The 20,408-nt window shown below is 66.9% G+C and carries 16 protein-coding genes; 10 read left to right on the top strand and 6 right to left on the bottom strand.

The genetic code is table 11. The features are described 5' to 3' along the window. Positions 1-17: 17 nt before the first annotated feature. Complete coding sequence (locus tag YM304_RS03780) at positions 18-2,141, bottom strand: glycoside hydrolase family 2 protein (RefSeq protein ID WP_015440313.1); 2,124 nt, start codon at positions 2,139-2,141, stop codon at positions 18-20. Between the two features lie 287 nt (positions 2,142-2,428). On the opposite strand from YM304_RS03780, the gene YM304_RS03785 reads away from it, so the two are divergent. Together YM304_RS03785 and YM304_RS25745 are read left to right on the top strand one after the other, a co-directional pair. Then, on the top strand, positions 2,429-3,859 hold the full coding sequence (locus YM304_RS03785) for a hypothetical protein (RefSeq protein ID WP_015440314.1): 1,431 nt from the start codon (positions 2,429-2,431) through the stop codon (positions 3,857-3,859). Positions 3,860-3,861: 2 nt separating this feature from the next. Beyond that, entirely contained in the window at positions 3,862-4,980 is a 1,119-nt protein-coding gene (locus tag YM304_RS25745; RefSeq protein WP_407927670.1) for a ResA-like WAxxUGC motif-containing protein, read from the top strand. A 51-nt stretch (positions 4,981-5,031) separates the two neighbouring features. On the opposite strand, the gene YM304_RS03795 is transcribed toward YM304_RS25745, so the two are convergent. Both YM304_RS03795 and YM304_RS21930 read right to left on the bottom strand, forming a co-directional pair. Beyond that, on the bottom strand, positions 5,032-5,943 hold the full coding sequence (locus YM304_RS03795) for a family 1 glycosylhydrolase (RefSeq protein WP_015440317.1): 912 nt from the start codon (positions 5,941-5,943) through the stop codon (positions 5,032-5,034). A gap of 25 nt (positions 5,944-5,968) precedes the next feature. Further along, positions 5,969-6,487: an adenylate/guanylate cyclase domain-containing protein gene (locus tag YM304_RS21930; RefSeq protein ID WP_162142032.1), complete on the bottom strand. Its 519-nt coding sequence runs from the start codon at positions 6,485-6,487 to the stop codon at positions 5,969-5,971. Positions 6,488-6,715: 228 nt separating this feature from the next. Between YM304_RS21930 and YM304_RS03805 the strand changes: the two genes are divergently transcribed. From YM304_RS03805 to YM304_RS03820, 4 genes are read left to right on the top strand one after another with little or no spacing between them, the layout of a single operon-like run. Then, the gene (locus YM304_RS03805; protein ID WP_051071307.1) at positions 6,716-7,528 is read left to right on the top strand and encodes a carbohydrate ABC transporter permease; all 813 of its coding nucleotides are present in this window, start codon (positions 6,716-6,718) and stop codon (positions 7,526-7,528) included. Further along, positions 7,525-8,814 (top strand): ABC transporter substrate-binding protein, encoded by a 1,290-nt coding sequence (locus YM304_RS03810; protein WP_015440320.1) that lies wholly within the window; start codon positions 7,525-7,527, stop codon positions 8,812-8,814. The genes YM304_RS03805 and YM304_RS03810 overlap by 4 nt, the downstream gene beginning before the upstream one ends. Further along, positions 8,811-9,860 (top strand): ABC transporter ATP-binding protein, encoded by a 1,050-nt coding sequence (locus YM304_RS03815; RefSeq protein ID WP_015440321.1) that lies wholly within the window; start codon positions 8,811-8,813, stop codon positions 9,858-9,860. Before YM304_RS03810 ends, YM304_RS03815 begins: the two co-directional genes overlap by 4 nt. A 32-nt stretch (positions 9,861-9,892) precedes the next feature. Continuing rightward, on the top strand, positions 9,893-10,735 hold the full coding sequence (locus YM304_RS03820; RefSeq protein ID WP_041298873.1) for a carbohydrate ABC transporter permease: 843 nt from the start codon (positions 9,893-9,895) through the stop codon (positions 10,733-10,735). Positions 10,736-10,749: 14 nt separating this feature from the next. Here YM304_RS03820 and YM304_RS03825 read toward each other — a convergent pair whose 3' ends face one another. Further along, entirely contained in the window at positions 10,750-15,045 is a 4,296-nt protein-coding gene (locus YM304_RS03825; protein WP_015440323.1) for a fibronectin type III domain-containing protein, read from the bottom strand. A gap of 100 nt (positions 15,046-15,145) precedes the next feature. Further along, positions 15,146-17,176 (bottom strand): vWA domain-containing protein, encoded by a 2,031-nt coding sequence (locus YM304_RS03830; RefSeq protein WP_015440324.1) that lies wholly within the window; start codon positions 17,174-17,176, stop codon positions 15,146-15,148. A 365-nt stretch (positions 17,177-17,541) separates the two neighbouring features. On the opposite strand from YM304_RS03830, the gene YM304_RS03835 reads away from it, so the two are divergent. The 3 genes from YM304_RS03835 to YM304_RS03845 all read left to right on the top strand — a co-directional run bounded on the left by YM304_RS03835 (position 17,542) and on the right by YM304_RS03845 (position 19,252). Next, positions 17,542-17,841, top strand: coding sequence for a WhiB family transcriptional regulator (locus tag YM304_RS03835; RefSeq protein WP_015440325.1), 300 nt, complete (start codon positions 17,542-17,544; stop codon positions 17,839-17,841). A 103-nt stretch (positions 17,842-17,944) separates the two neighbouring features. Continuing rightward, on the top strand, positions 17,945-18,127 hold the full coding sequence (gene tatA / locus YM304_RS03840; RefSeq protein ID WP_015440326.1) for a twin-arginine translocase TatA/TatE family subunit: 183 nt from the start codon (positions 17,945-17,947) through the stop codon (positions 18,125-18,127). 120 nt (positions 18,128-18,247) lie between these two features. After that, on the top strand, positions 18,248-19,252 hold the full coding sequence (locus YM304_RS03845) for an amidohydrolase family protein (RefSeq protein ID WP_015440327.1): 1,005 nt from the start codon (positions 18,248-18,250) through the stop codon (positions 19,250-19,252). Positions 19,253-19,303: 51 nt separating this feature from the next. Here YM304_RS03845 and YM304_RS25500 read toward each other — a convergent pair whose 3' ends face one another. Further along, a complete protein-coding gene (locus tag YM304_RS25500; protein WP_015440328.1) occupies positions 19,304-19,681 on the bottom strand; it encodes a WhiB family transcriptional regulator in 378 nt (125 codons plus the stop codon). A gap of 322 nt (positions 19,682-20,003) precedes the next feature. Between YM304_RS25500 and YM304_RS25255 the strand changes: the two genes are divergently transcribed. After that, positions 20,004-20,402, top strand: coding sequence for a hypothetical protein (locus YM304_RS25255; RefSeq protein WP_193788178.1), 399 nt, complete (start codon positions 20,004-20,006; stop codon positions 20,400-20,402). Positions 20,403-20,408: the final 6 nt, after the last annotated feature.

The raw sequence follows: 20,408 nt of genomic DNA on the forward strand, positions 1-20,408 counted from the left end.
CCGGATGACGCAGTCGGTCATTCGGGCGGGATGGTGACGGCGGTGGTGTAACGGTTGTGGGCCAGCGCGCCGGTCGGGTCGCTCGCGACGATCTCGATCGCGAGTTCGCCGAGCGTGTCGGGCACGACCATGTCGAGGGTGCCGACCTTGGCGACCTCGTCGGGCTGCACCGGACCACCGAACCGGAACGTGGTGCTTCCGCCCGCCCACGACACCACCGCCGAGACCGACGCGTCGTCGATGGCGACGCGTCGATCGTTGACGAGGTGCACGTCGACGCTCAACGCATCGCCGGGATTGATCCAGTCGGGGAGCTGATCAGCGACGACGATGACCGGAGCGCACGCGAGCCGCACCGTCTCGTAGGCGTCTTTCGGAATGCGCTCGTGGTCGAGCACGCTCGACGAAATGGCCGGCATCGCGTCGGCCAGGTGCGAGAAACAGAAGCCGCCGGTGGGTCGGTACTTCAGCCGTCGCAGCGTCTCGATCTGCACCTTGAGCACGTGCGACTGGTACAGCTGCGTGGTGTGTCGCCACTCGTCGAACGACGGGAACGTGTCGGGCGGCAGGAGCTCGTCGAAGATGGCGCGCTGGTAGCCGTGGTCGGCTTCGAGCGCGTCCCAGTCGACGTCGGGCCATGACCCCTTCGCTGCTTCGTCGATGAACGGCGTGCTCTCGGGCACGGAGTCGGAGCCGAACTCGCTGACGAACCGCACCGTGCTCGGGAGCAGCTTCGCCTGCTTGGCGAGCCCGCTCGCATCGCCGTGCCGCCACCCGAACCAGAGGTGGCTGTCGGTGCCGTCGAGCTGCGGCAGGTGGGGGAGGACGCCAGAGTGGGCGACGGTGGTCCGGCTGTCGTCGGCACGCTCGAACGAACGCTTCACCCATCGGTCGAGCACCGACTTGTTCCACGACGGGAGCTGTTGCGCGGCCACTCGGCGGAGCCGTCCACGCCAGCCCGCGTTGGCGCTGCGGTCGGCGTTGGTCGGTTCGTTGTGAGCCGTCCACGACGCGATCGATGGATGGTGACCGAGCGAGTCGACCGTCGCAGTTGCCTGGTCGACGGCGCGGCTGCGAACCGACCGAGCGTGCGTGCGCTCGAGCGGGAAGTCCTGCAAGATCAACAGACCCAACTCGTCGGCGCGGTCGTAGAGACACCGTCGGCTGATGTGTCCGCGCACCCGGATCGTGTTGAGACCGAGTGCCAGGACGTGGTCGAGATCGCGTTCGATCAACTCGTCGGTGGTGTCGGCGAGCCCGACCGTGATCGGAGTGAGGTTGGTGCCACGGAGGAAGAGGCGTTCGCCGTTGACCGAGCAGATCCAGTTGTTCCACTCGATCTGGCGCAGCCCGATCCGGCGCATCCGCTCGTCGCTGCGTTCGCCGTCGACCTCGATCTCGACCGTGAGCACGGTGAGTGGCTGATCGCCGAGTTCACGCGGCCACCAGAGATCGGGGTCGCGGATGTCGATCGTCCACTCGAGTTCGTTCCGGCCGGTGGCGACCGCTGAGGTGTGTTCGTCGACGACCTGTCCGTCGCGTCGGGTCCGGACGACGATCTCGTGTGGGGCGAGGCTGTCGAGTTGCGCCGTGATGCGAACGTGGGCGCGACGCACGTCGGCGTCGCGACACAGCACACGCAGCCGATCGATGCGAACCGGGCCGGTGTCGTACATCCGGACCGAACGCCACAGACCGCCAGGATTCCATCCGGTGGGCACGACGTCGGACGACTGGAGGACGCCCGTGATGTTCGACCGAGCGCCGTGTTGCGGCGAACACGCGACCTCGACGGCCAGAACGTGCTCCTCGCCGATCCTGGCGAGTTGCGTGACATCGAAGCTGTGCGGGAAGAAGTAGCCCTCCGGGTCGCCGAGGTAGGCGCCGTCGAGCCACGCATCGGCCTGGTAGAAGACGCCGTCGAAGGTGATCCAGCGCCGGCGACCCTCGGCCGGGGGAGCCGATTCGAAGCGGTGCCGATACATGAGCGGGCCGTCGCTGTTCGCGAACTCCGGAGTCTGCTGCCAGTGGCCGGGCACCTCGACCTCCAACCACGACGAGTCGTCGCTGTCGAGACCGATGCCGAAGCGACGCACGTCGTCGTTCGCTTCGGTTGCGACCCACCGGCCTCCCAACTCCATCAGCCCGATCGTACGCCGCAATGCCCCACCCCCGCAGATGCCACCCGAGAGGATGATTTCTGCCCAGGCCAATTGTCGTCGCGTGAGGGTGATTCTTGCCCAGGCTCAAAGTGGTCGCGTGGGGGTGATTTCTGCCCAGGCCAATTGTCGTCGCGTGGGGGTGATTTTTGCCCAGGCTCGATGTGGTCGCGTGGGGGTGATTTTTGCCCAGGCTCGATGTGGTCGGGCTCGATGTGGTCGCGTGGCTCCGATGTGAGGGTTCGGTGATCGTGAACTAGGTTCGACACATGGCAGACGAGAACTCTGATCGGCCGTCCACGCTGGGCGAACTCCGCGCATCCGGATGGGTGTCACGACCCATCAAGCAGGAGATCCGCGAACACGCGATCGCCAAGGTCGTTGCAGGTGAGCCCCTGTTCAGCGGCGTCGAAGGCTACGAAGACACGGTCATGCCGCAGCTCGAGAACGCGCTGCTCGCCGGACACGACGTGATCTTCCTCGGTGAACGCGGTCAGGCGAAGACCCGCATGATCCGGTCGCTCACCGGTCTGCTCGACGAGTGGATGCCGATCATCGCCGGCAGCGAGATCAACGACGACCCGTACAACCCAGTGTCGAAGCACGCGATCGACCTCGTCGCCGAACACGGCGACGACGCCCCGATCTCGTGGGTGCACCGCGACACCCGCTACGGCGAGAAGCTGGCCACCCCCGACACGTCGATCGCCGACCTCATCGGCGAAGTCGACCCCATCAAGGTCGCCGAAGGCCGCTACCTCTCCGACGAACTGACGCTGCACTACGGCCTCGTGCCGCGAACCAACCGCGGCATCTTCGCCATGAACGAGCTTCCCGACCTCGCCGAGCGCATCCAGGTCGGCCTGCTCAACGTGCTCGAAGAGCGCGACGTTCAGATCCGCGGCTACAAGATCCGCCTCCCGCTCGACGTCATCCTGATGGCGTCGGCCAACCCGGAGGACTACACCAACCGCGGCCGCATGATCACCCCGCTCAAGGACCGCTTCGGCTCGCAGATTCGCACGCACTACCCGCTCGAGGTCGCCACCGAGGTCGCGATCATGAAGCAGGAGGCCGTGCCGCTCGATGTGGAGACGCCCGATGGTCCGATCACCGTCCGCGTGCCCGACTTCCTGACCGACGTGGTCGCCACGTTCAGCCATCTGGCTCGTTCGAGCAACCAGGTCAATCAGCGCAGCGGTGTGTCGGTGCGTCTGAGCGTCAGCAACTACGAGGCGTTGTCGGCCAATGCGCTGCGCCGAGGACTGCGATCGGGTGAGACCGACATCGTCGCCCGCGTCGACGACCTCGACGCGCTGCCCGCCAGCTCGCAGGGCAAGATCGAGATCGAGTCGCTCGAGGAAGGGCGTGAAGGGATGATTCTCGACACGCTCATCAAGGGCGCCGTGCTCACCGTGTTCAAGGAAGCGATCGACCCCGGTCAGACCCGCGACGTCGTCGACGCCTTCGAGGAGGGAGCGATCGCCCACACCGGCGAAGACGTCACCAGCGCCGATCTCGCCAAGCTCGTCACCGATGTCGCTGCGCTCCGCGAGCCGGTCATGGCGCTCACGGGTGGCGACGAGTCGGAAGCCGCTGTTGCCTCCGCCGTCGAGTTCGTGCTCGAAGGACTGCACCTGAGCAAACGGCTCAACAAGGATTCGTCCGGCGCATCAGCCACCTATCGCGGAAGGGTCTGATCATGCTGACCACCACACTCGAACTGACCGCCGACCAGTTCGCAGCCGGTACCGGCTGGGAGATCAAGCCCGAAGGCGCCTGCAAAGGCGAGGTCTGCGTGCCCCTCGGCGGCGGCGACTTCGACCTCGCTGCCACGGCCGAACGCCTCGGCATGGCGATCGTGCACGACGACACGTCCGGCCGTTGGGCCATCGGTCCCGAGTCGCTCGGCGACCGTGCACTCGCGACTGCCGAAGCGCCCGAACTCGTCCTCGACGACATCGACGGCAACGAGTTCCGGTTGTCGTCGCTGCGTGGCAAGAAGGTCGTCATCGTCTCGTGGGCGCCCTATTGAGGTTGTTCGTTCGATCTGCCCGGGTGGCAGGCACTCCGTGACGAACTCCACGCCGACGGCTTCGAGGTCGTCACCGTCTCGCTCGAACTGAGTGGCCCCGACGCCTCTCGGTCGCTGATCGAAGCCGCATCGCCCGAGCACCCGTCGCTGCTCGACCCGACGCACAAGATGGACGCGCTGTTCGGCGTCGTCAACATTCCCAACGTCGTCTGGATCGACGAGAACGGCATCATCGTGCGTCCACCCGAACCGGGTTGGCCCGAAGGACGACTCTCGATGCCCGACGACATGCTCGAGGGCTGGCCCGAACTCTCGTCGGCCCCCAACGCACCGGCAGCTCCCGAGGGCGGCGCCGGTCAGTGGGACATCCTCGGCTCCGGCCAGGACCGGGCGGCCTACGGTGACGCGATCCGCGACTGGGTCGCCAACGGCGCCGACAGCCAGTACGTCATGACGCCGTCGCAGGTGATCGCGGCGTCGCAGCCGCGCAGCACCGGTCAGTCGGAGGGAGCGGCACACTTCGAGTTGGCCAATCAACTGTGGCAGGAGGGCGAGCGCGACGCGGCGATCGCTCACTTCAACGCCTGCCATCGGCTGCAGCCCGACAACTGGACGTACAAGCGTCAGGCGTGGTCGCTGCTTGGTCGCGAACGCGTCGGCGGCAAGTACGGACAGTTCGTCCAGATGCCGGTGAAGGGCGAAGAGGCCGACTGGCCGTTCGACTCCGATTTCACCTCCGATGTGCTCACCACCGACGTGGGCGCCTACTACCCGAAGACCCTCTGACCGGACGACTCCCCGACGCGGTGGTCGGGCCGCCGCGGCCGGTCGGTCGGTTCAGTCGCCGGGGGCGATGAGGAAGGCGTCGGCCGCGGGCAGCGCCGTGCGGTCGGAGCCGACGAGGGCCGAGGGAGCGTCGGGTCCGGCGATCGCTGGTTCGACCAGGCACGTCGTGACGTCGATGCCATCGCCGATCGCTGCGTCGATCGCCCCGACGAGGCGTTCCATCATCCGGCCGCTCACGTCGGGATCGATGTGAGCGGGGGTGAACGAACTGATCATGATCGGCTCGTCGGGCGCGGCGGCGGCAGCGTCGTTGAGCGTCTGTTCCCAGTGTTCGGCGGCCAGTCGGAGATCGTCGTCGGTCACGGCGAGGTCATCGGCCAGATGCGTCGGAAGCGCCACGCCGAGCACGTCGAATTCGCCGTTGCGACGCCCGGCGAAGCTGTATCCGTCGGCGGCGGCGAGCGAGGCCACGACCGGCGGTTCGCCGGCACCGAGCACGCGCCACGTGTCGATCCACACCTGATCGGGGAGCGAGTCCGGCAGCACCGCGAACGGGATCCAGCCGTCGACGTGAGCGCCGAAGGTGTCGGCGACACGCTCGATCCACCGAGGCCACCAGCGGGTGAGCGCCTCGTCGTCGTCGATGCCGCCTTCGTTGGCGAACCACTTCGGCACGCCACTGTCGTACATGGCACCCCACACCGAGATGCCGATGGCATCGGCCGCGGCGAACAGGTTCTCGTACCGCTCGACCCAGTCGCCGGCGAACTCACCAGGCTTGGGCTGGAGCCGAGCCCAGTCGAACGTCAACCGGAGATCGGCGACGCCGAGATCGGCGAGCAGTGCGAGGTCGTCGGGCCAGCGTTTGTAGAACCCGTTGCCCGCGGTGGGGCCGAGATCGGACGACTCGGCGAAACCGAGCGTCGTCGAGACGGGGAGTGCGGCACCGCGGCGGAACGACATGAGAACTACGAGACTGGACGGGCGTTCAGATGAACGGCGTGCGGGTCCACAGGTCGCTTGCGTCGGAATCGACGGGCTGCGGGACGCCGGTGAGCTCGACCACGTTGATCGGCCCCGGGAATCCACGCAACTCGACTTCGCCGTACGGCTCAGCGCTCACGCCTTCGGGCAGGCGTTCGATGTGCATGGTCGGCATCAGGACTTCGACGCCCTTGGCGTGGTCGCAGAGACGAGCGGCCATGTTGACGGCGGAGCCGATGTAGTCGTCGCCTTCGAAGAGCAGCGCGTGACCGGTGGCAAGACCGGCACGGACGGTGAGTGGGCTGCACACGTCGGCGGCCCGCTGTTCGAGGTCGAGCACGAACTCGAGTGCGTCGCGCTGGTTGACGGCGACGCACATGCAGCCGTCACCCAGCCACTTGGCGATACGGACGCCGCGTTCGGATGCAACCGACCGGACGATCGTGCGAAACGCGCTCAACACCCGCCCGGCCGCGTCGTCGCCGAAGGCAGCCGTGTAATTCGTGAATCCGGAAAGGTCCACGAAGATGAAGGTGCGAGGAACACGCATGGTCACTCATGTTATTCGGTCGATCGAGGCGATGTCTTGAACAGCTCGTGAAAACCTGCGATGACGTGACGATCGAACGACCGCCGAGAGTGAGCTCGCCGACGGGTGCGAGAGCTACAGTCGGCGTGATCGCGAGCACGAGGGGGAGCACGGTTGCCAGTTCACGGGACACCGGACGCGCATCCGGTTTCGGCGGGTGCCGTGGGGGCTTCGAGGCTGCGGACGGCGTCGCTCGTCGTCGTCGCCGTGGCGTTGGCCCTGCCAGCTGTCGTGTTGTTCGTCGGATCGCTCCGGCCACCTGATTCGCCGCCGTTGCGCCGACCCGAACTGCTGCCGTCCGATGCCGGATTCGACAGCTATCGCGAGGCGTTTCACCTCGTCGATCTCGCTCGTCAGTTGACCAATTCGGTCGTGGTCGCCCTGATCGCCACGCCGTTGGCGGTCGGGTGTGCGTCGTTGGCCGGGTTCGTCATCGCTCGGGCACCGCGCTCGATCGCACGGTTCCTTATCGGTCTCGCCGTCATCGGCATGGTCGTTCCGACGACCGCACTGTTGATCGGGCGTTTCGGCGTCTACCGTGAACTCGGCGTGCTCGACACGATGGTGCCGTTGATCGCTCCCGCGTTGTTCGGGGTGAACGCCCTGTCGGTGCTGCTCTTCGCCTGGAGCTTCTCGATGCTGCCTCGGAGCGTGTTCGACGTCGCCGAACTCGAGAGCGTGTCCCCGTGGCGCGCCTGGTTCGGCATCGCTCTGCCGATGGCTCGCCCGATGACGATCGCCGTCGGCACCTTGGCGTTCGCGGCGACGTGGAGCGACTTCTTGAATCCGCTGGTGTTCGTCACGTCGAACGAGAAGTTCACCGTGCCGCTCGGCTTGCGCTCGCTGCAACTCGTCGGCGGAGAAGACGTCTCGGTGGTGCTCGCCGGATGCGTGGTCGCCACGGCGCCGGTGGTGATCGTGTTCGCCATCGCCCAGCGGTGGTTGTTCGCGTCGTTGCGTGGAGCGGAATCATGACCACTCGTCGCCCACGGCTGGTCGGCCTGCTGGTCGCCGTCGCCGTGTTCGTCGCAGCGTGTGGTGGCGGAGGTGGCGACGGGGAGGTGAGCTTCCTGGTGTTCGGTGAGCCGGAGGAGGCTGCTGCCTACCGCGAGTTGGTCGACGCATTCGAGGCGACGAACGACGACGTCGAGGTCGACCTGGTCGTTGCGGCGAGTCGTTCTGATCTCCTCACCCGCATCTCGACGGCGATTGCGGCCGGGTCGCCACCCGAGCTCTTCCTCGTCAACTACCGCTTCTTCGGGCAGTTCGCGTCGAAGGGAGCGCTGCAGCCGCTCGGACCGTTCGCCGACGTATCGCCGACCTTCGACCTCGACGGTCTGTACGAGGTCGCACGAGACGCCTTCGTGTGGGACGGCGAACAGATGTGCATTCCGCAGAACGTGTCGAGCCTGGCCGTGTACTACAACGCCGACGCGTTCGCCGCCGCGGGCCTCGACGTGCCGGCCGCCGACTGGACGTGGGCCGAGATGGTCGAGGTCGCCGCGGCGATGACGCTCGACGACGACGGTGATGGAACGGTCGAGCAGTACGGGCTGGGGGTGGAGCCGGGCATCGTGCGGCTCGCGCCGTTCGTCTGGTCGGAAGGCGGCGAACTGTTCGACGACGACGCACAGCCGACCGGGTACACCCTCGACAACGCTCCCGCCGTGCGAGCACTCCAGAAGTTCATCGATCTCCGCGGCGGGCGGGGCGTGATACCGACCGATGAGGAGATGGAGTCGGAGCGTCTCGAATCACGGTTCTTGAACGGGCGCTTGGCGATGTTCATGTCGTCACGGCGGTCGGTGCCGCAGTTCCGTTCGATCGACGACTTCGCCTGGGACGTCGCCCCGATCCCTTCGAACGGCCAGCCGGCGAACGTGTTGCACTCCGACGCCTTCTGCCTCACGACAGCGTCGTCGAACCACGACGCTGCGTGGGAGTTCGTCGAGTACGCGCTTGGCGAGGTCGGTGCCGAGATACTTGCGCGCACCGGCCGGACGGTGCCGTCACGCATCACGGTGGCCGAGTCGTCGGCGTTCCTCGACCCCGACCTGCCGCCCTCGCGGTCGCAGGTCTTCCTCGACGCGATCCCGTCGATCCGGCCGCTGCCGAGTCTGTCGACCTGGCCCGAGATCGAAGACCTGTCGGACGTCTTGATCGAAGAGGCGGTGTTCGACGTCGTCGGCGGCGAGGCGACCGAGCTGATCTCCTCGCTCAGAACCGAGACGCGCGACGCGTTCGACCGGGGGCAACCGTGACCAACGACGTCTCGGTACGCGGCGTCAGCAAGCGGTGGGGAGTTCGCCCGGTGCTCGCTGGCCTCGACCTCGACGTCCGGGCCGGTGAGATCGTCGCGGTCCTCGGGCGCTCCGGCACGGGCAAGAGCACGCTGTTGCGGATCATCGCCGGGCTCGAGGTCCCCGACGCCGGCGAGGTCAGGATCGGTGGCGTCGACCTCACGGCAACGCGTCCCGGGGAGCGCGGGGTGGGCATGGTGTTCCAGCACAGCCCGCTCCTGCCGCATCTGAGCGTCGGCGAGAACATCGGCTTCGGGATCAGTCGTCGTCGGCGCCTGACCGGCGAGGCGGTACAGCGCGTCGAGCGTGCGGCGTCACTGGTCGGATGCCTCGACCTGGTCGATCGTCGCCCCGGCGGTCTGTCGGGTGGAGAACGGCAGCGCGTCGCGCTCGCTCGCGCCCTCGTCAGAACGCCGGACGTGGTCTTGCTCGACGAGCCGCTGAGCAGCCTCGACGTGCACGATCGCGCCGACGTCCGAGGTGTGCTGCGTGACGCGTTGGTCGGCAGTGGTTCGACGGCGATCCACGTCACGCACGATCAGGCCGAGGCGTTCGCCGTCGCCGACCGAGTCGCCGTCGTCGATGGTGGCGTCGTGCAGCAGGTCGGCACCGCCGACGATCTGTACGAGCGCCCGGCGAACGTCACGGTCGCCCGACTCGTCGGCACGCCTCGCATCAACCTCTTCGTGGCGAGCGGAGGGTCGGTCGGACCGTTCGTGGTGTCCGGCGAGGTGGCGGATGGCGACGTCGTCGGCATCCGCCCCGCCGCGTTCACGATCGTGTCACCCCGAACGGATGGTGCGGTCGACGCTCGCGTGCGTTCGGTCGAGATCGCCGACGACATGGCGGTGGTGCGAGCGGAGATCGGCACCGGCACCGGCACCGAGGTGATGGAGGTCTCCGTCACCACCGGCCGCAACGAGCGCCCGACGCCGGGCGAGGAGATCGGACTCGCGCGAGAGGTCGCTCGCCACGTCGTGCTCGAGTCGGCGGCGGAGTCGTCGTGACGCGCCGTCGCATCGACGCCTCGATGGTCGTGATGGCGGCCCCGTTCGTGCTCGGCATCGTCGCCCTCGTCGTCGTACCGGCGATGTGGACGGTGGCGCTCTCGCTCTACGAATGGGACCTCGTGAGCGATCCGACGTGGCGCGGCCTCGACACGTTCCGAGAGTTGTTCGCCGACGACGTGTTCCGCATCTCGCTGCGTAACTCGATCGCATTCGTCGTCGTGTCCGTACCGCTCCGAATGCTGGGCGTCGTCGCGTTCGCGATGCTGCTGCATCGTCGTCAGCGCGGTGATGGCCCAGCGCGGACCGCCGTGCTGTTGCCGACCTTCATCCCCGACATCGCCTATGGCCTGGTGTGGTTGTGGATCGCCAACCCGTTGTACGGCCCGCTCAACGTCGTTCTCGACAGCGTCGGCGCTCCCACGCCGTCGTGGTTCACCGACCCCGGCTCGGCGAAGGCGCTGGTGGTGTTGATGAGTCTGTTCACCATCGGCGAAGGCATCATCATCGCCATCGCCGTGCGAAATCAGATCCGGCCGGAGTTCTACGAACTCGCCGCCGTCGAAGGCGTCGGTTCGGTGTCGACGTTCCGGCGGGTGACGCTCCCGCTGATGGCACCGGCGTTGCTGGTGCTCGCGATGCGCGACGCAGCGTTCGCGTTCCAGGCGTCGTTCGTTCCGGCGCTCGTCGTCACCGAGGGTGGACCACCACCGTTCAGCACCACGTACCTGCCGCTGTTCGCGTACCGCAACAGCTTCGAGTATCTCCGCTACGGCTACGGCGCAGCGGTCACCGTCGTGATGCTCGGGGTGACCGTGCTCGTGCTGTTGGTGCAGCGTGGCTTCGTGCGCCAGATGGCGGCCGACCGGGTCTGACCGGTGACACGCGGTCAGCCGCTGACGTAGCCGGTGACGTCGACGACGAGGTCCATGGCGCTGCTGGTGTAGATGCAGACCTTGCCGGTGGTGGTGCCGAGTTTGATGATGGCGCCGTTGGCGATGACTTGGCCGGCGGCGTAGTTGAGGCTGGCGGTGAGGGGTTGGGTGGTGCCGCAGGGGAACGAGGTGATGAATCCGCCGGTGGTCGGGCGGATGGCGGTGATGTTGAGGACGGCGGCGTTGGCGTCGTTGGGGACCCCGGCGCGTCCGGCGACGTCGACTTCGACGATCTCTCCTGCCGTCGTGCGGCCCAGAGCGGTCTGCTGCCCGTCGACGGTCACGTTCGGCGCCGAACGAGTCTCGTAGATGCGGCCCGGGCTCAGCGCACCGAACCCGGTGGTCACCGGGATGTAGCCGGTGACGTCGACGACGAGGTCCATGGCGCTGCTGGTGTAGATGCAGACCTTGCCGGTGTTGGTGCCGGTGGTGCCGAGTTTGATGATGGCGCCGTTGGCGATGACTTGGCCGGCGGCGTAGTTGAGGCTGGCGGTGAGGGGTTGGGTGGTGCCGCAGGGGAACGAGGTGATGAATCCACCGGTGGTCGGGCGAATCGCGGTGATGTTGATGATCGCCGAGTCAGCACCGTTCGGCACGCCGGCGCGACCGGCGATCTCGACCTCCACCACGCCACCGGCGGCGGTGCGACCGACGGCGGTCTGCTGCCCGTCGACCGTGACGTTCGGAGCCGACCGCGTCTCGTACACACGACCCGGCGCGAGTGCTCCCAGCACCGATCCGTCGGGCACGTAGCCGGTGACGTCGACGACGAGGTCCATGGCGCTGCTGGTGTAGATGCAGACCTTGCCGGTGTTGGTGCCGGTGGTGCCGAGTTTGATGATGGCGCCGTTGGCGATGACTTGGCCGGCGGCGTAGTTGAGGCTGGCGGTGAGGGGTTGGGTGGTGCCGCAGGGGAACGAGGTGATGAATCCGCCGGTGGTCGGGCGGATGGCGGTGATGTTGAGGACGGCGGCGTCGGCGTCGTTGGGGACCCCGGCGCGTCCGGCGACCTCGACTTCGACGACCTCTCCTGCCGTCGTGCGGCCGACGGCGGTCTGCTGCCCGTCGACGGTCACGTTCGGCGCCGAACGAGTCTCGTACACACGACCGGGCGCGAGCGCCACGATCACCTCGGTGCCGGGTGTTCCGGTCACGGTCGCGGCGTTGCTCGTGCCGTTGGCGTTGGACGCGGTGATCGAGAACGTGTACTCGGTGCCGTTCGTCAGCCCGTCGATGGTGCACGAGGTGTCTCCGGCGGTGCCGCACGAGCCGGTGCCGGGGCTGGCCGAGACGCCGTAGGCGATGACCGGGGAGCCGTTGGCGCTCGCGGCGTCCCACGACACGGTGACCTCACCGTTACCCGGTGTCGTCGTGGCGTTGAGCGGTGCCGATGGCGACACGGTCGCGTCGAGATTGACGGTGACCGATCCAGTGTCGAACGTGTCGTAGCCGTCGACGGCGATGCGGTACGTGGTGCCCTCGGTGACGGGGAGCTCCACCTGACTCTGTAACTCGGAGCCGGTGTCGTCGTTGTGCGCGAGTTGCGTCAGCGAGCCGATCGAGTCGCCGCTGTACACGGAGAGCAGGGTGTCGGCCGCACTTCCGAACGTGTCGATCTCGACCGTCCCGTTGCCGGGCGAGGTCCAGTTCCACCAGAGCGAGTTGCTTGGCAGCGGGTCGCCGGAATCGGGGTTGTGTCGCGGTTCGCCGAACTCGGTCGACGCGCACGTGTTGTCGCCGACGTCGCTGTCGCTGTGGCCCGTCAGCGTGGTCGCGTTGGCGAACAGGTCGTTGGTCGGCACGCTGCAGCCGATCGGCACGGTCCACATACCTCGTCCGGAGGTGCCGGCGGTGAGGGTGTTCTGCGCACTGTTGACGACGACGTCGAGCGTCGTGATCTGTGGCAACCCGGTGCCGTAGCGGGCCCAGTTGGCACCGCCATCGTCGGATGCGAACACCCCGACGTCGGTGCCGACGAAGACGTTCGCGGGTGACGTACGGAAGTCGGCGTCGATCGCGTTGACCGGCGCGTCGGGGAGGTCACCTGACACGTCGAACCAGAAGCCACCGCGATCGTAGGTCTCGTAGACGTGTCCGGATCCGAACCCCGAGAACGCCACCCACGCATGATCGGCGTCGCGCGGGTCGACGAGGATGTCGGTGATCCACCGTGCCGGGAGTGACGACGAGACGACGGGCCACGTGTTGGTGATACCGGCGTCGCTGGTGACCCGGAGCTCCCCGCCGATGTCCCCCGCGTAGATGACGTTCTCGTCGCTCGCTGCCGGAGCGATGGCGCTGATCGGGTTGCTGAACGCGGCGCTGATCGGGAATGGTGCCGTCTCGCCGGCGTCGGTGGTTCGGTACACCCTGTCGGTCGCGGTCAGGAGCGTGTCGGGTCGCGCCGGATCCATCTCGAACGGTGCGTAGAACAGGCATGCCGAGGTGCCTTCGCCCATGCAGTCGGGCTCGTTGAGGGGGAAGCTGTTCGCGCCACCGTCGAACGACTTGAACGCCTGACCGTAGATGTACGTGCCGTACACCACCTGGGGATCTCGCGGATCTACCGCGCCCGCACCACCGTCGCCCGAGAGCCACATCGTCCAGCCCGGCCCGGTCGTGTAGCGGGTGGAGCCGAGGTCTTGCGTGCCGCCGAACAGCGTGCCGTCGGGCGTGGTCGAGACGCCGTGCTGGAACTGCTGGAGGTTGAGGTCGGCGTTGACGTTGGTGAACGTCGTGCCGTTGCTCGTGCGCTGGATGCCGCCGTCGGTGCCGACCCAGAGCCGGCCGCTCGCGTCGAACGAGAGCTTCTGGATGTCGACGTGCAGTTGCTTCGAGCCGAACTCTTCGTTCGGATCGTTGCCGGAGTAGCTGAAGGTGACGCCGCCGTCGGTGCTGCGGCCGAGGAAGATGCCGGCGAGGTACACGATGTCGTCGCCGGCGGGCGATGTGTCGACGGCGATGTCGAAGTCGTAGTTGCACTGCGCCGTGAGTGGGTCGCCGGGAAGCTGTGGATAGTTGCAGATGTCGGCGGGTGCCGACAGCAAGCTGTAGTTGATGCCACCGTCGGTCGACTTGTAGATGCCGAGCAGCGAGAAATCGGATGCCTTCTCGATCGCCGCGTACACCACGTCGCCATCGCCGGCGGCGACCTTCGCCTGCCCGCGATCCGACCCGGGGAGACCGCCTGTCGTACTCCAGTCGTCGCCCGAATTGATCGAGTACAGAGCGCCGAACTGTCGGTCGCCGGCGTAAATGCGGGTGGGGTCATCGGCGTCGACCGCGAGGTCGGTGGCCCCGTCGGTGACGGTGTGTGACCAGTTCATCCCACCGTCGGGCGAGGTCCAGAGCCCGGTCGCGGCGAACGTGCCAGAGGTCTGGCACGACGACGCCGGTCCGCCGAACGTCGCGGACGACACGGTGACGATCACTCGGTCGTTGCCGGGCAACGCGACGACGTCGGAGACGTGGCAGTAGTCGAGTGCGGTTCCTGGCGAGCCGATGGAGAGCTTCGTCCACGTCGCGCCGCCGTTCGTCGACTTGAACACGCCCTGGCCGTAGTAGCGGCCACCGGAGCCCTCACCGGTGCCGACGTAGAGGGTGTCGGGAGCGTCGGGGTCGATGGCGATCGCACTGATCGAGAGCGTGGTCTGGGAATCGAACAGCGGCGTCCACGATGTGCCGCCGTTGGTCGTCTTGAACAACCCGCCGCTCGGCGAGCCGATGTAGGCGGTGTTGGGATCGATCGGGTGGTTCGCGATCGCCACGATGCGCCCCGACAGCGGCACCGTGCCGTTGTAGAAGTCGTCGAAGGGGTTCGTGTAGCCGGTGATGCCACGGGTGCCGACCTGGCTCCACGTCGCACTTGCCGGCAGCCCGAACGCGTCGGGTCCGCTCAGCGAGTCGGGCGACAACGGGTCGGTGGCGACGACCTCGTCGGCGGTGGGAAGCGATCGGGTCTCCGCAACCACCGGGAGCAGCGCTGCCTCGGCCCACGCGTCTTCGAGTGCGCCGGGCGGCACCTCGTCGTTCGGGTAGGCACGCTGGCGGTAGAACTCGTCGTCACGGATCAGGCGATCGCCGAGTTCGTTCTCGACCTGCCCGCCGCGCGGTGTCGGCCGGTTCGGGTCGACCGACTCGGCCGTGGGCCCGAACTGCCCGCCGCCGGCCCATTGATACACACCGAGCAGCGCGAATGCGGCCCCGATGGCGGTGGCCCGCCGTACTGCTGTTCCGTTGACTGATCGCATGATCCCCCCGTGTTCGTCCGTTGCAGAACGTACCAGGGTGCTCACCGCCGCTCGGACGTCGCCCGTGCGCCGGCGACACGTGCGCCGAGCGACCCGCCGGTCAGCCGGCGCGGCGACCGGCGCGTGCCATCTGGCGCTTGCCGTCGAGGAAGTCGACGAGCACGTAATCGCCGAGGTTCTCAGGCGTGGTGAAGAACGCCCGACCCTGGTTGATCTGTGTCATGCGTTCGATGAATGCTCGCAGCGAGCCGTCGGCGCCGAGCCCGAATGTGTTGATGCGGATCTGTGACTTCGTGGCCCGGACGACCTCGCGCAACGTGGCCTCGATGGTCTCGCGAACCGGCGGGTAGTTGAAGAAGGGCAGCCCGTCGGGGGTGATGTGCGCGGTCGGTTCACCGTCGGTGATCATGATGATCTGCTTGTTGCCCGATTCGCGTGCCAGGAGTTGGCGGGCCAGCGTGAAGCCGTGGTGCATGTTGGTGCCGTACACGAAGTCCCACGACACCTCGGGCAGTTGCTCGGCGGTGAGGATTCGAGCGGTCTCGGAGAAGCCGACGATGCCGAGGTAGTCGCGTGGGAACTGCGTCGAGATGAGGTGATGCAGCGCCATGGCGACCTTCTTGGCCGGGAGGAAGTTGTCACGCATCGGCATCGACAGCGACAGGTCGAGCATCAGCACGGTCGCCGAACGGGTGAGGTGTTCGGTGCGCTCGATCTCGAAGTCGTCGGGGGAGAGGCGGACCGGGGTGCCGGTCTCGCCGTCGCCCGCCGAGCGGCGCAGCGCGTTGCGGATCGTGCGGTTGAGGTCGAGTTGGAACGGGTCGCCGTACTCGTACGCCTTGGTGTCGTAGGTGCGTTCGTGGCCGACGCCGTGCTGGCTCATCTCGTGCTGGCCGGCCATGTCTTTCGACATCTTCGAGAACAGCTCGCGCAACGCGTTCGACCCGATCTTGCGCAGGCCCTTCGGCGTGAGTTCGAGCTTGCCCTCCTTGTTCTCGATGAGCCCGGCCTGTTCGAGTTGCTTGGTGAGTTCGGCGAGCCGCTCGAGTGACTTGGCGGCGTCGTCACCCATCAGGTTGCGCACCTTGTCCATGTCGGCTTCGGCGAGGGCGCTCGGGCTCGACGCGTTGCGGAGCAGGTTCTCGAGTTGGTCGATGTCGCCCAGCTCCTGCATGGCCTGCATCGCCTGCTGGAACCCCATCGGGTCCTGGCCTTCGAAGTCGTAGCTCTGGTTCCACTGCATCTGCGGGAACATCTGCTGGAGGTTGCCCGAGAGCTGCTGCATCTGCCACTGCAGGTCCATGTCGCCCATGAGCTGGTCGCTGAGCTCTTGCAGCTGCGCCCGCTGCTCGGGCGTCATCGAGTTCATCATCGCCTGCATGGCTGCCATGCGTTGGGCCATCTGCTCGAGGAGTTGTTCGACGTTCTCGGGGTTCTCGGGGAAGAAGTCGCCGAACTCGTCCATGAAGTCGCTGAACTGCTCGGAGGTGTCTTCGCCGCGCTGGTGCGCTTCGAGGAGTTCGTTGAGCGACGCCATCATGTCTTTCATGCGGGCCATGTCGTCGGGGGTCATGTTCTGGATGGCCCCCGACATCTGGTCGACCATCTGTTGCATGAGTTGTTCTTTGAGCTGCTCCATGAGCTGCTCGAAGCGCTGCTTCGCTTCGGCCGACTCGAAGTTGTACGAGTCGAGCTCGCGAACCTTGCCGGCGAGGTCGTCGGGCATGAGGTCGAGGCGCATGTTGCGCTCCATGGCCGCTGACTCGGCGTTCTCGGCGCGACGCTGATCGCCGGAGTTCTGCGCCTCGCGCAGCGCGTTCTCGATGGCGTGGCGTTCTTCGTCGAGGATGTCGTCGAGCGCGTCGTTGATCTCGTCGTACACGCCGCCGAGGTCGCTGTTGGCGAGGCGTTCCTGTCGTTCCTGGCGGAGCTGTTCGAGGAGTTCGCGCAGGCCGGAGAGCTGGTTGCCGTCGCGGTCCTGCATGCCTTCCTGCATCATCCGGCGGAGGGCGGCGTTGACGTCACCGTGGTAGAGCAGTTCGTCGGTGAGTTCGTCGAAGGCGGCGTCGGCGTCGAACTCGAACCCGGTCTGCGACCCGTCCCAGCGTGAGTAGGTGAAGCGAGACGGCATGGACGCGAACCTACTCCAGCATCGCGGCCGACCCCGATCGGAGCCGGATGGAGGCTCGACGCCGGAGAGATGAAGGCGGGATGGAGGCGAGTCAGCGGCCGGATCGAGGCGGGACGGTGCCGTGGTCGTCTCGCGCGGTCCGCGCGATTGCGAACCGCCGATTCGCGCGGATCGCGCGATTATTGCGATCGCGCCCTTGCGAAACACAGGCATCGTCTGGCAGAATGACAACACTGTAGTTACAAGGTTGTCGCAACGACGTCAAGCACCGCTTGTGAACGAGGGATTCACAGCGGTGATCGGCCGAACGAGACAACCCACACATTCGCACCGAACGGACCGCTCATCCCGGCAGGAGGTCCACCATGCAATTCATCACCACATCGAGCATCACGATCAGCGCGACACCCGTCGAGCCGGACCCTGATTGGCACGACCGCGCCAACTGTCTCGGCGTCGACCCCGACCTGTTCTTCCCCGAGCGGGGAGCGTCCACGCGTGAAGCCAAAGAGGTGTGCCGTGGTTGCGAAGTCCGCCACGACTGTCTCGAGTTCGCCTTGCAGAACGGTGAGAAGTTCGGCATCTGGGGTGGCCTCTCCGAGCGTGAACGCCGCCGGATCCGTCGCCAGCGCGCGCAGGTCGCACGCAGCACGATCGGCGCCTGAGGCCGTTCGGCGCGTCCGAACTCGACCCAGTGCGGTCGTCGACGCGATCACGACTTCCCCGAACCGCCGACGTTCGATCCACACCGTGAGGTAGCCTGAACACATGATCGGATTTCTCGGTGGTAACGAAGCGTTGATCGTCCTGGTGGTGGTCCTGTTGCTGTTCGGGAGCTCGCAGGTCCCCAAGCTCGCGAAGAACCTGGGCAAGGCACAGAAAGAGTTCAAGGACGGACTCGACGAAGCCAAGAACGGTTCCGACGACGAGAAGACCGCCGCCGACTCCTGAGTCGTTGAGCATCGGCGTTGCCGATCACCAATTCGATCGACACCCCGGCCGCCAGGTCGGGGTGTTTCGCGTTCTGGCCCACCTTCCGATGAGCAGGGTGGCCCCGACTACCGTTCGCTCATGGAACCCGGAACGCAAGCGTGGCTCGATCAGGTCGTCGAACCGATCATCGACCCCGAGCGCGAGATCGTCGACCCGCACCACCACCTCTGGCCGAGCGGCAAGGGGCTCCGCTACTTCAACGACGAGTTGGCCTCCGACACGACCGCCGGACACAACGTCGTGGCCACCGTGTTCGTCGAGTGCCACGCCGCGTATCGCAAGGAGGGCCCCGAACATCTGCGCCCGGTCGGTGAGACCCAGTTCGTCGCCGAGTCGGCCGACGCCCTCGCGATCTCGCATCCCGATGCGCCTCCGATCTCGGGCATCGTCGCCCACGCCGACCTGACCCTCGGCGACCGTCTGGGCGATGTGCTCGACGCCCATTCCGAGGCGGCCGGCGGTCGCTTCAGAGGCATCCGTGACGCACTGGCTCGATCGCGCGAGCCCGAGGCGCATCGGATACCGGCCGCGTATGCCGAACGCAAGGCGTACGACCCGGCGTTCCGGGCCGGGGTGGCGGCGCTGGGCCAGCGCGGACTCACCTACGACTGCTGGCACTTCCACTACCAGAACCGTGAGTTCCTCGACCTCGCGCGAGCGGTGCCCGACACGACGATGGTGCTCGATCACTTCGGTACGCCGGTCGGCGTCGGTTCGTTCGCCGGCCGCCACGACGACTACTTCGAGGAGTGGAAGCGCGACATCGCCGACATCGCGTCGTGCCCGAACGTCGTGGCGAAGTTGGGCGGGCTCGCCATGCCCGACAACGGGTTCGGTTTCGATCGGGCACCGGCACCGCCGACCGCGGACGAGTTCTTGGCCGTGCAGCGTCGGTGGTACGAGCACGCGATCGAGTGCTTCGGTCCGGAACGGTGCATGTTCGAGAGCAATTTCCCCGTCGACCGCATGGCGATCTCGTACACCGTGCTCTGGAACGCGCTCAAGCGCTTGGCGAGTCAGTACAGCGAGTCGGAACAGCAAGCACTGTTCAGCGGCACGGCGACGCGCGTCTACCGACTCTGACCTCGACGCCATCGGGGACGCGGGCGCCGGCGCTGCGTCCGGCGTGGAGACTCAGGCGGTCTCGGCGGTGGCGACGAGCGATTCGTCGCGGCGGCGCTTGAGGATGCGGCGGCGTTCACGCTCGCTGCAACCGCCCCACACGCCGTGGTCGATGCGCTCCTCGAGCGCGTAGTCGAGGCATCGCGACATCACCGGGCAGTCACGGCAGATCTTGCGTGCCTTGTCGACACCGACGCCGTCGCTCGGGAAGAACGTGGCAGGCGGGTGGAGGCGACAGTTGCCCTCGGCCATCCAGGCGGTCTCGCTGTCGGGATCGGGGGCCGCGGTGGCGAGTTCGGTGGGGCGACCGTTGAGTTCGGCGATGGCGGCATCGCTCAGACCCTTGGCGGCGGGCTGCTTGTTCTGATTGCGCTTGTTTCGCTTGATCATGGCGGATCCTTCGTGTGGGGGGAACCCGCCGCTGCGTTCGTGGAGAAGCAACACAGCGGCTGCATGTGGGTCTGTCTCCAATACTGACGTTCTCAAACGCCGTCTGGTTCCCAATTTCTCATTCGTTTCTCAGACGTTGCCCGATCTTTCGACCGCGTTGTCGACGCCCTGTTGTTGCGCAACTGTAACACATCCGTAATCTGAACGCCAGGCCTGTCATTTCGAACCACGGCCGGAATGGGCGGCGCCGGCGGGTGACGTCGAGATGAACGCTGGTGCGACCACCTGACGTCTGCGTGGCGAAGTCGATAGAGTGCCGACAATGTCTGATGTTGTGGAATCCACTGAGCCCAAGGCGCACGCGCGAATCGTCTACCTCGGTCCGGTGTCTCCGCACTGGGAGGTCTACGGCGACTGGGGTGACCGCCAGACGCTCGACGAGTTCCGTGCTCGCGTGCTGGCCCGCCTCGTGCTGCTTCCGCGCGAAGACCCGCAGTTCCGCCGCAACCGCGAGCGCATCGTTCGCGACGCCGAGCGCGAGAACATCACCATCGAATGGGATCTCGGGCTGCCGACGTCGGCCCCGGCCGCCGAGCCTGCTGCCGAGGTCGAACCGGCCGCCGAGTCCGGCGACGTCGCCGAGCCGGTCTCCGACGACGTTGCCGAGTCCGCCGACGCTGCGCCCGCGGCCGAGGCCGACGCCGGCGACGACACTGCCTGAGGAACC

The organism is Ilumatobacter coccineus YM16-304 (genome assembly GCF_000348785.1).
Lineage (GTDB): Bacteria > Actinomycetota > Acidimicrobiia > Acidimicrobiales > Ilumatobacteraceae > Ilumatobacter_A > Ilumatobacter_A coccineus.

Bases quoted from the DNA above. Each gene is read 5' to 3' on its own strand.
- tatA (WP_015440326.1), top strand. From the start codon at position 17,945: ATGATCGGATTTCTCGGTGGTAACGAAGCGTTGATCGTCCTGGTGGTG.
- YM304_RS25255 (WP_193788178.1), top strand. From the start codon at position 20,004: ATGTCTGATGTTGTGGAATCCACTGAGCCCAAGGCGCACGCGCGAATC.
- YM304_RS03845 (WP_015440327.1), top strand. From the start codon at position 18,248: ATGGAACCCGGAACGCAAGCGTGGCTCGATCAGGTCGTCGAACCGATC.
- YM304_RS03830 (WP_015440324.1), bottom strand. From the start codon at position 17,176: ATGCCGTCTCGCTTCACCTACTCACGCTGGGACGGGTCGCAGACCGGG.
- YM304_RS03780 (WP_015440313.1), bottom strand. From the start codon at position 2,141: ATGGAGTTGGGAGGCCGGTGGGTCGCAACCGAAGCGAACGACGACGTG.
- YM304_RS03835 (WP_015440325.1), top strand. From the start codon at position 17,542: ATGCAATTCATCACCACATCGAGCATCACGATCAGCGCGACACCCGTC.
- YM304_RS03820 (WP_041298873.1), top strand. From the start codon at position 9,893: ATGGCGGCCCCGTTCGTGCTCGGCATCGTCGCCCTCGTCGTCGTACCG.
- YM304_RS03795 (WP_015440317.1), bottom strand. From the start codon at position 5,943: ATGTCGTTCCGCCGCGGTGCCGCACTCCCCGTCTCGACGACGCTCGGT.
- YM304_RS25500 (WP_015440328.1), bottom strand. From the start codon at position 19,681: ATGATCAAGCGAAACAAGCGCAATCAGAACAAGCAGCCCGCCGCCAAG.
- YM304_RS03825 (WP_015440323.1), bottom strand. From the start codon at position 15,045: ATGCGATCAGTCAACGGAACAGCAGTACGGCGGGCCACCGCCATCGGG.
- YM304_RS03785 (WP_015440314.1), top strand. From the start codon at position 2,429: ATGGCAGACGAGAACTCTGATCGGCCGTCCACGCTGGGCGAACTCCGC.
- YM304_RS03810 (WP_015440320.1), top strand. From the start codon at position 7,525: ATGACCACTCGTCGCCCACGGCTGGTCGGCCTGCTGGTCGCCGTCGCC.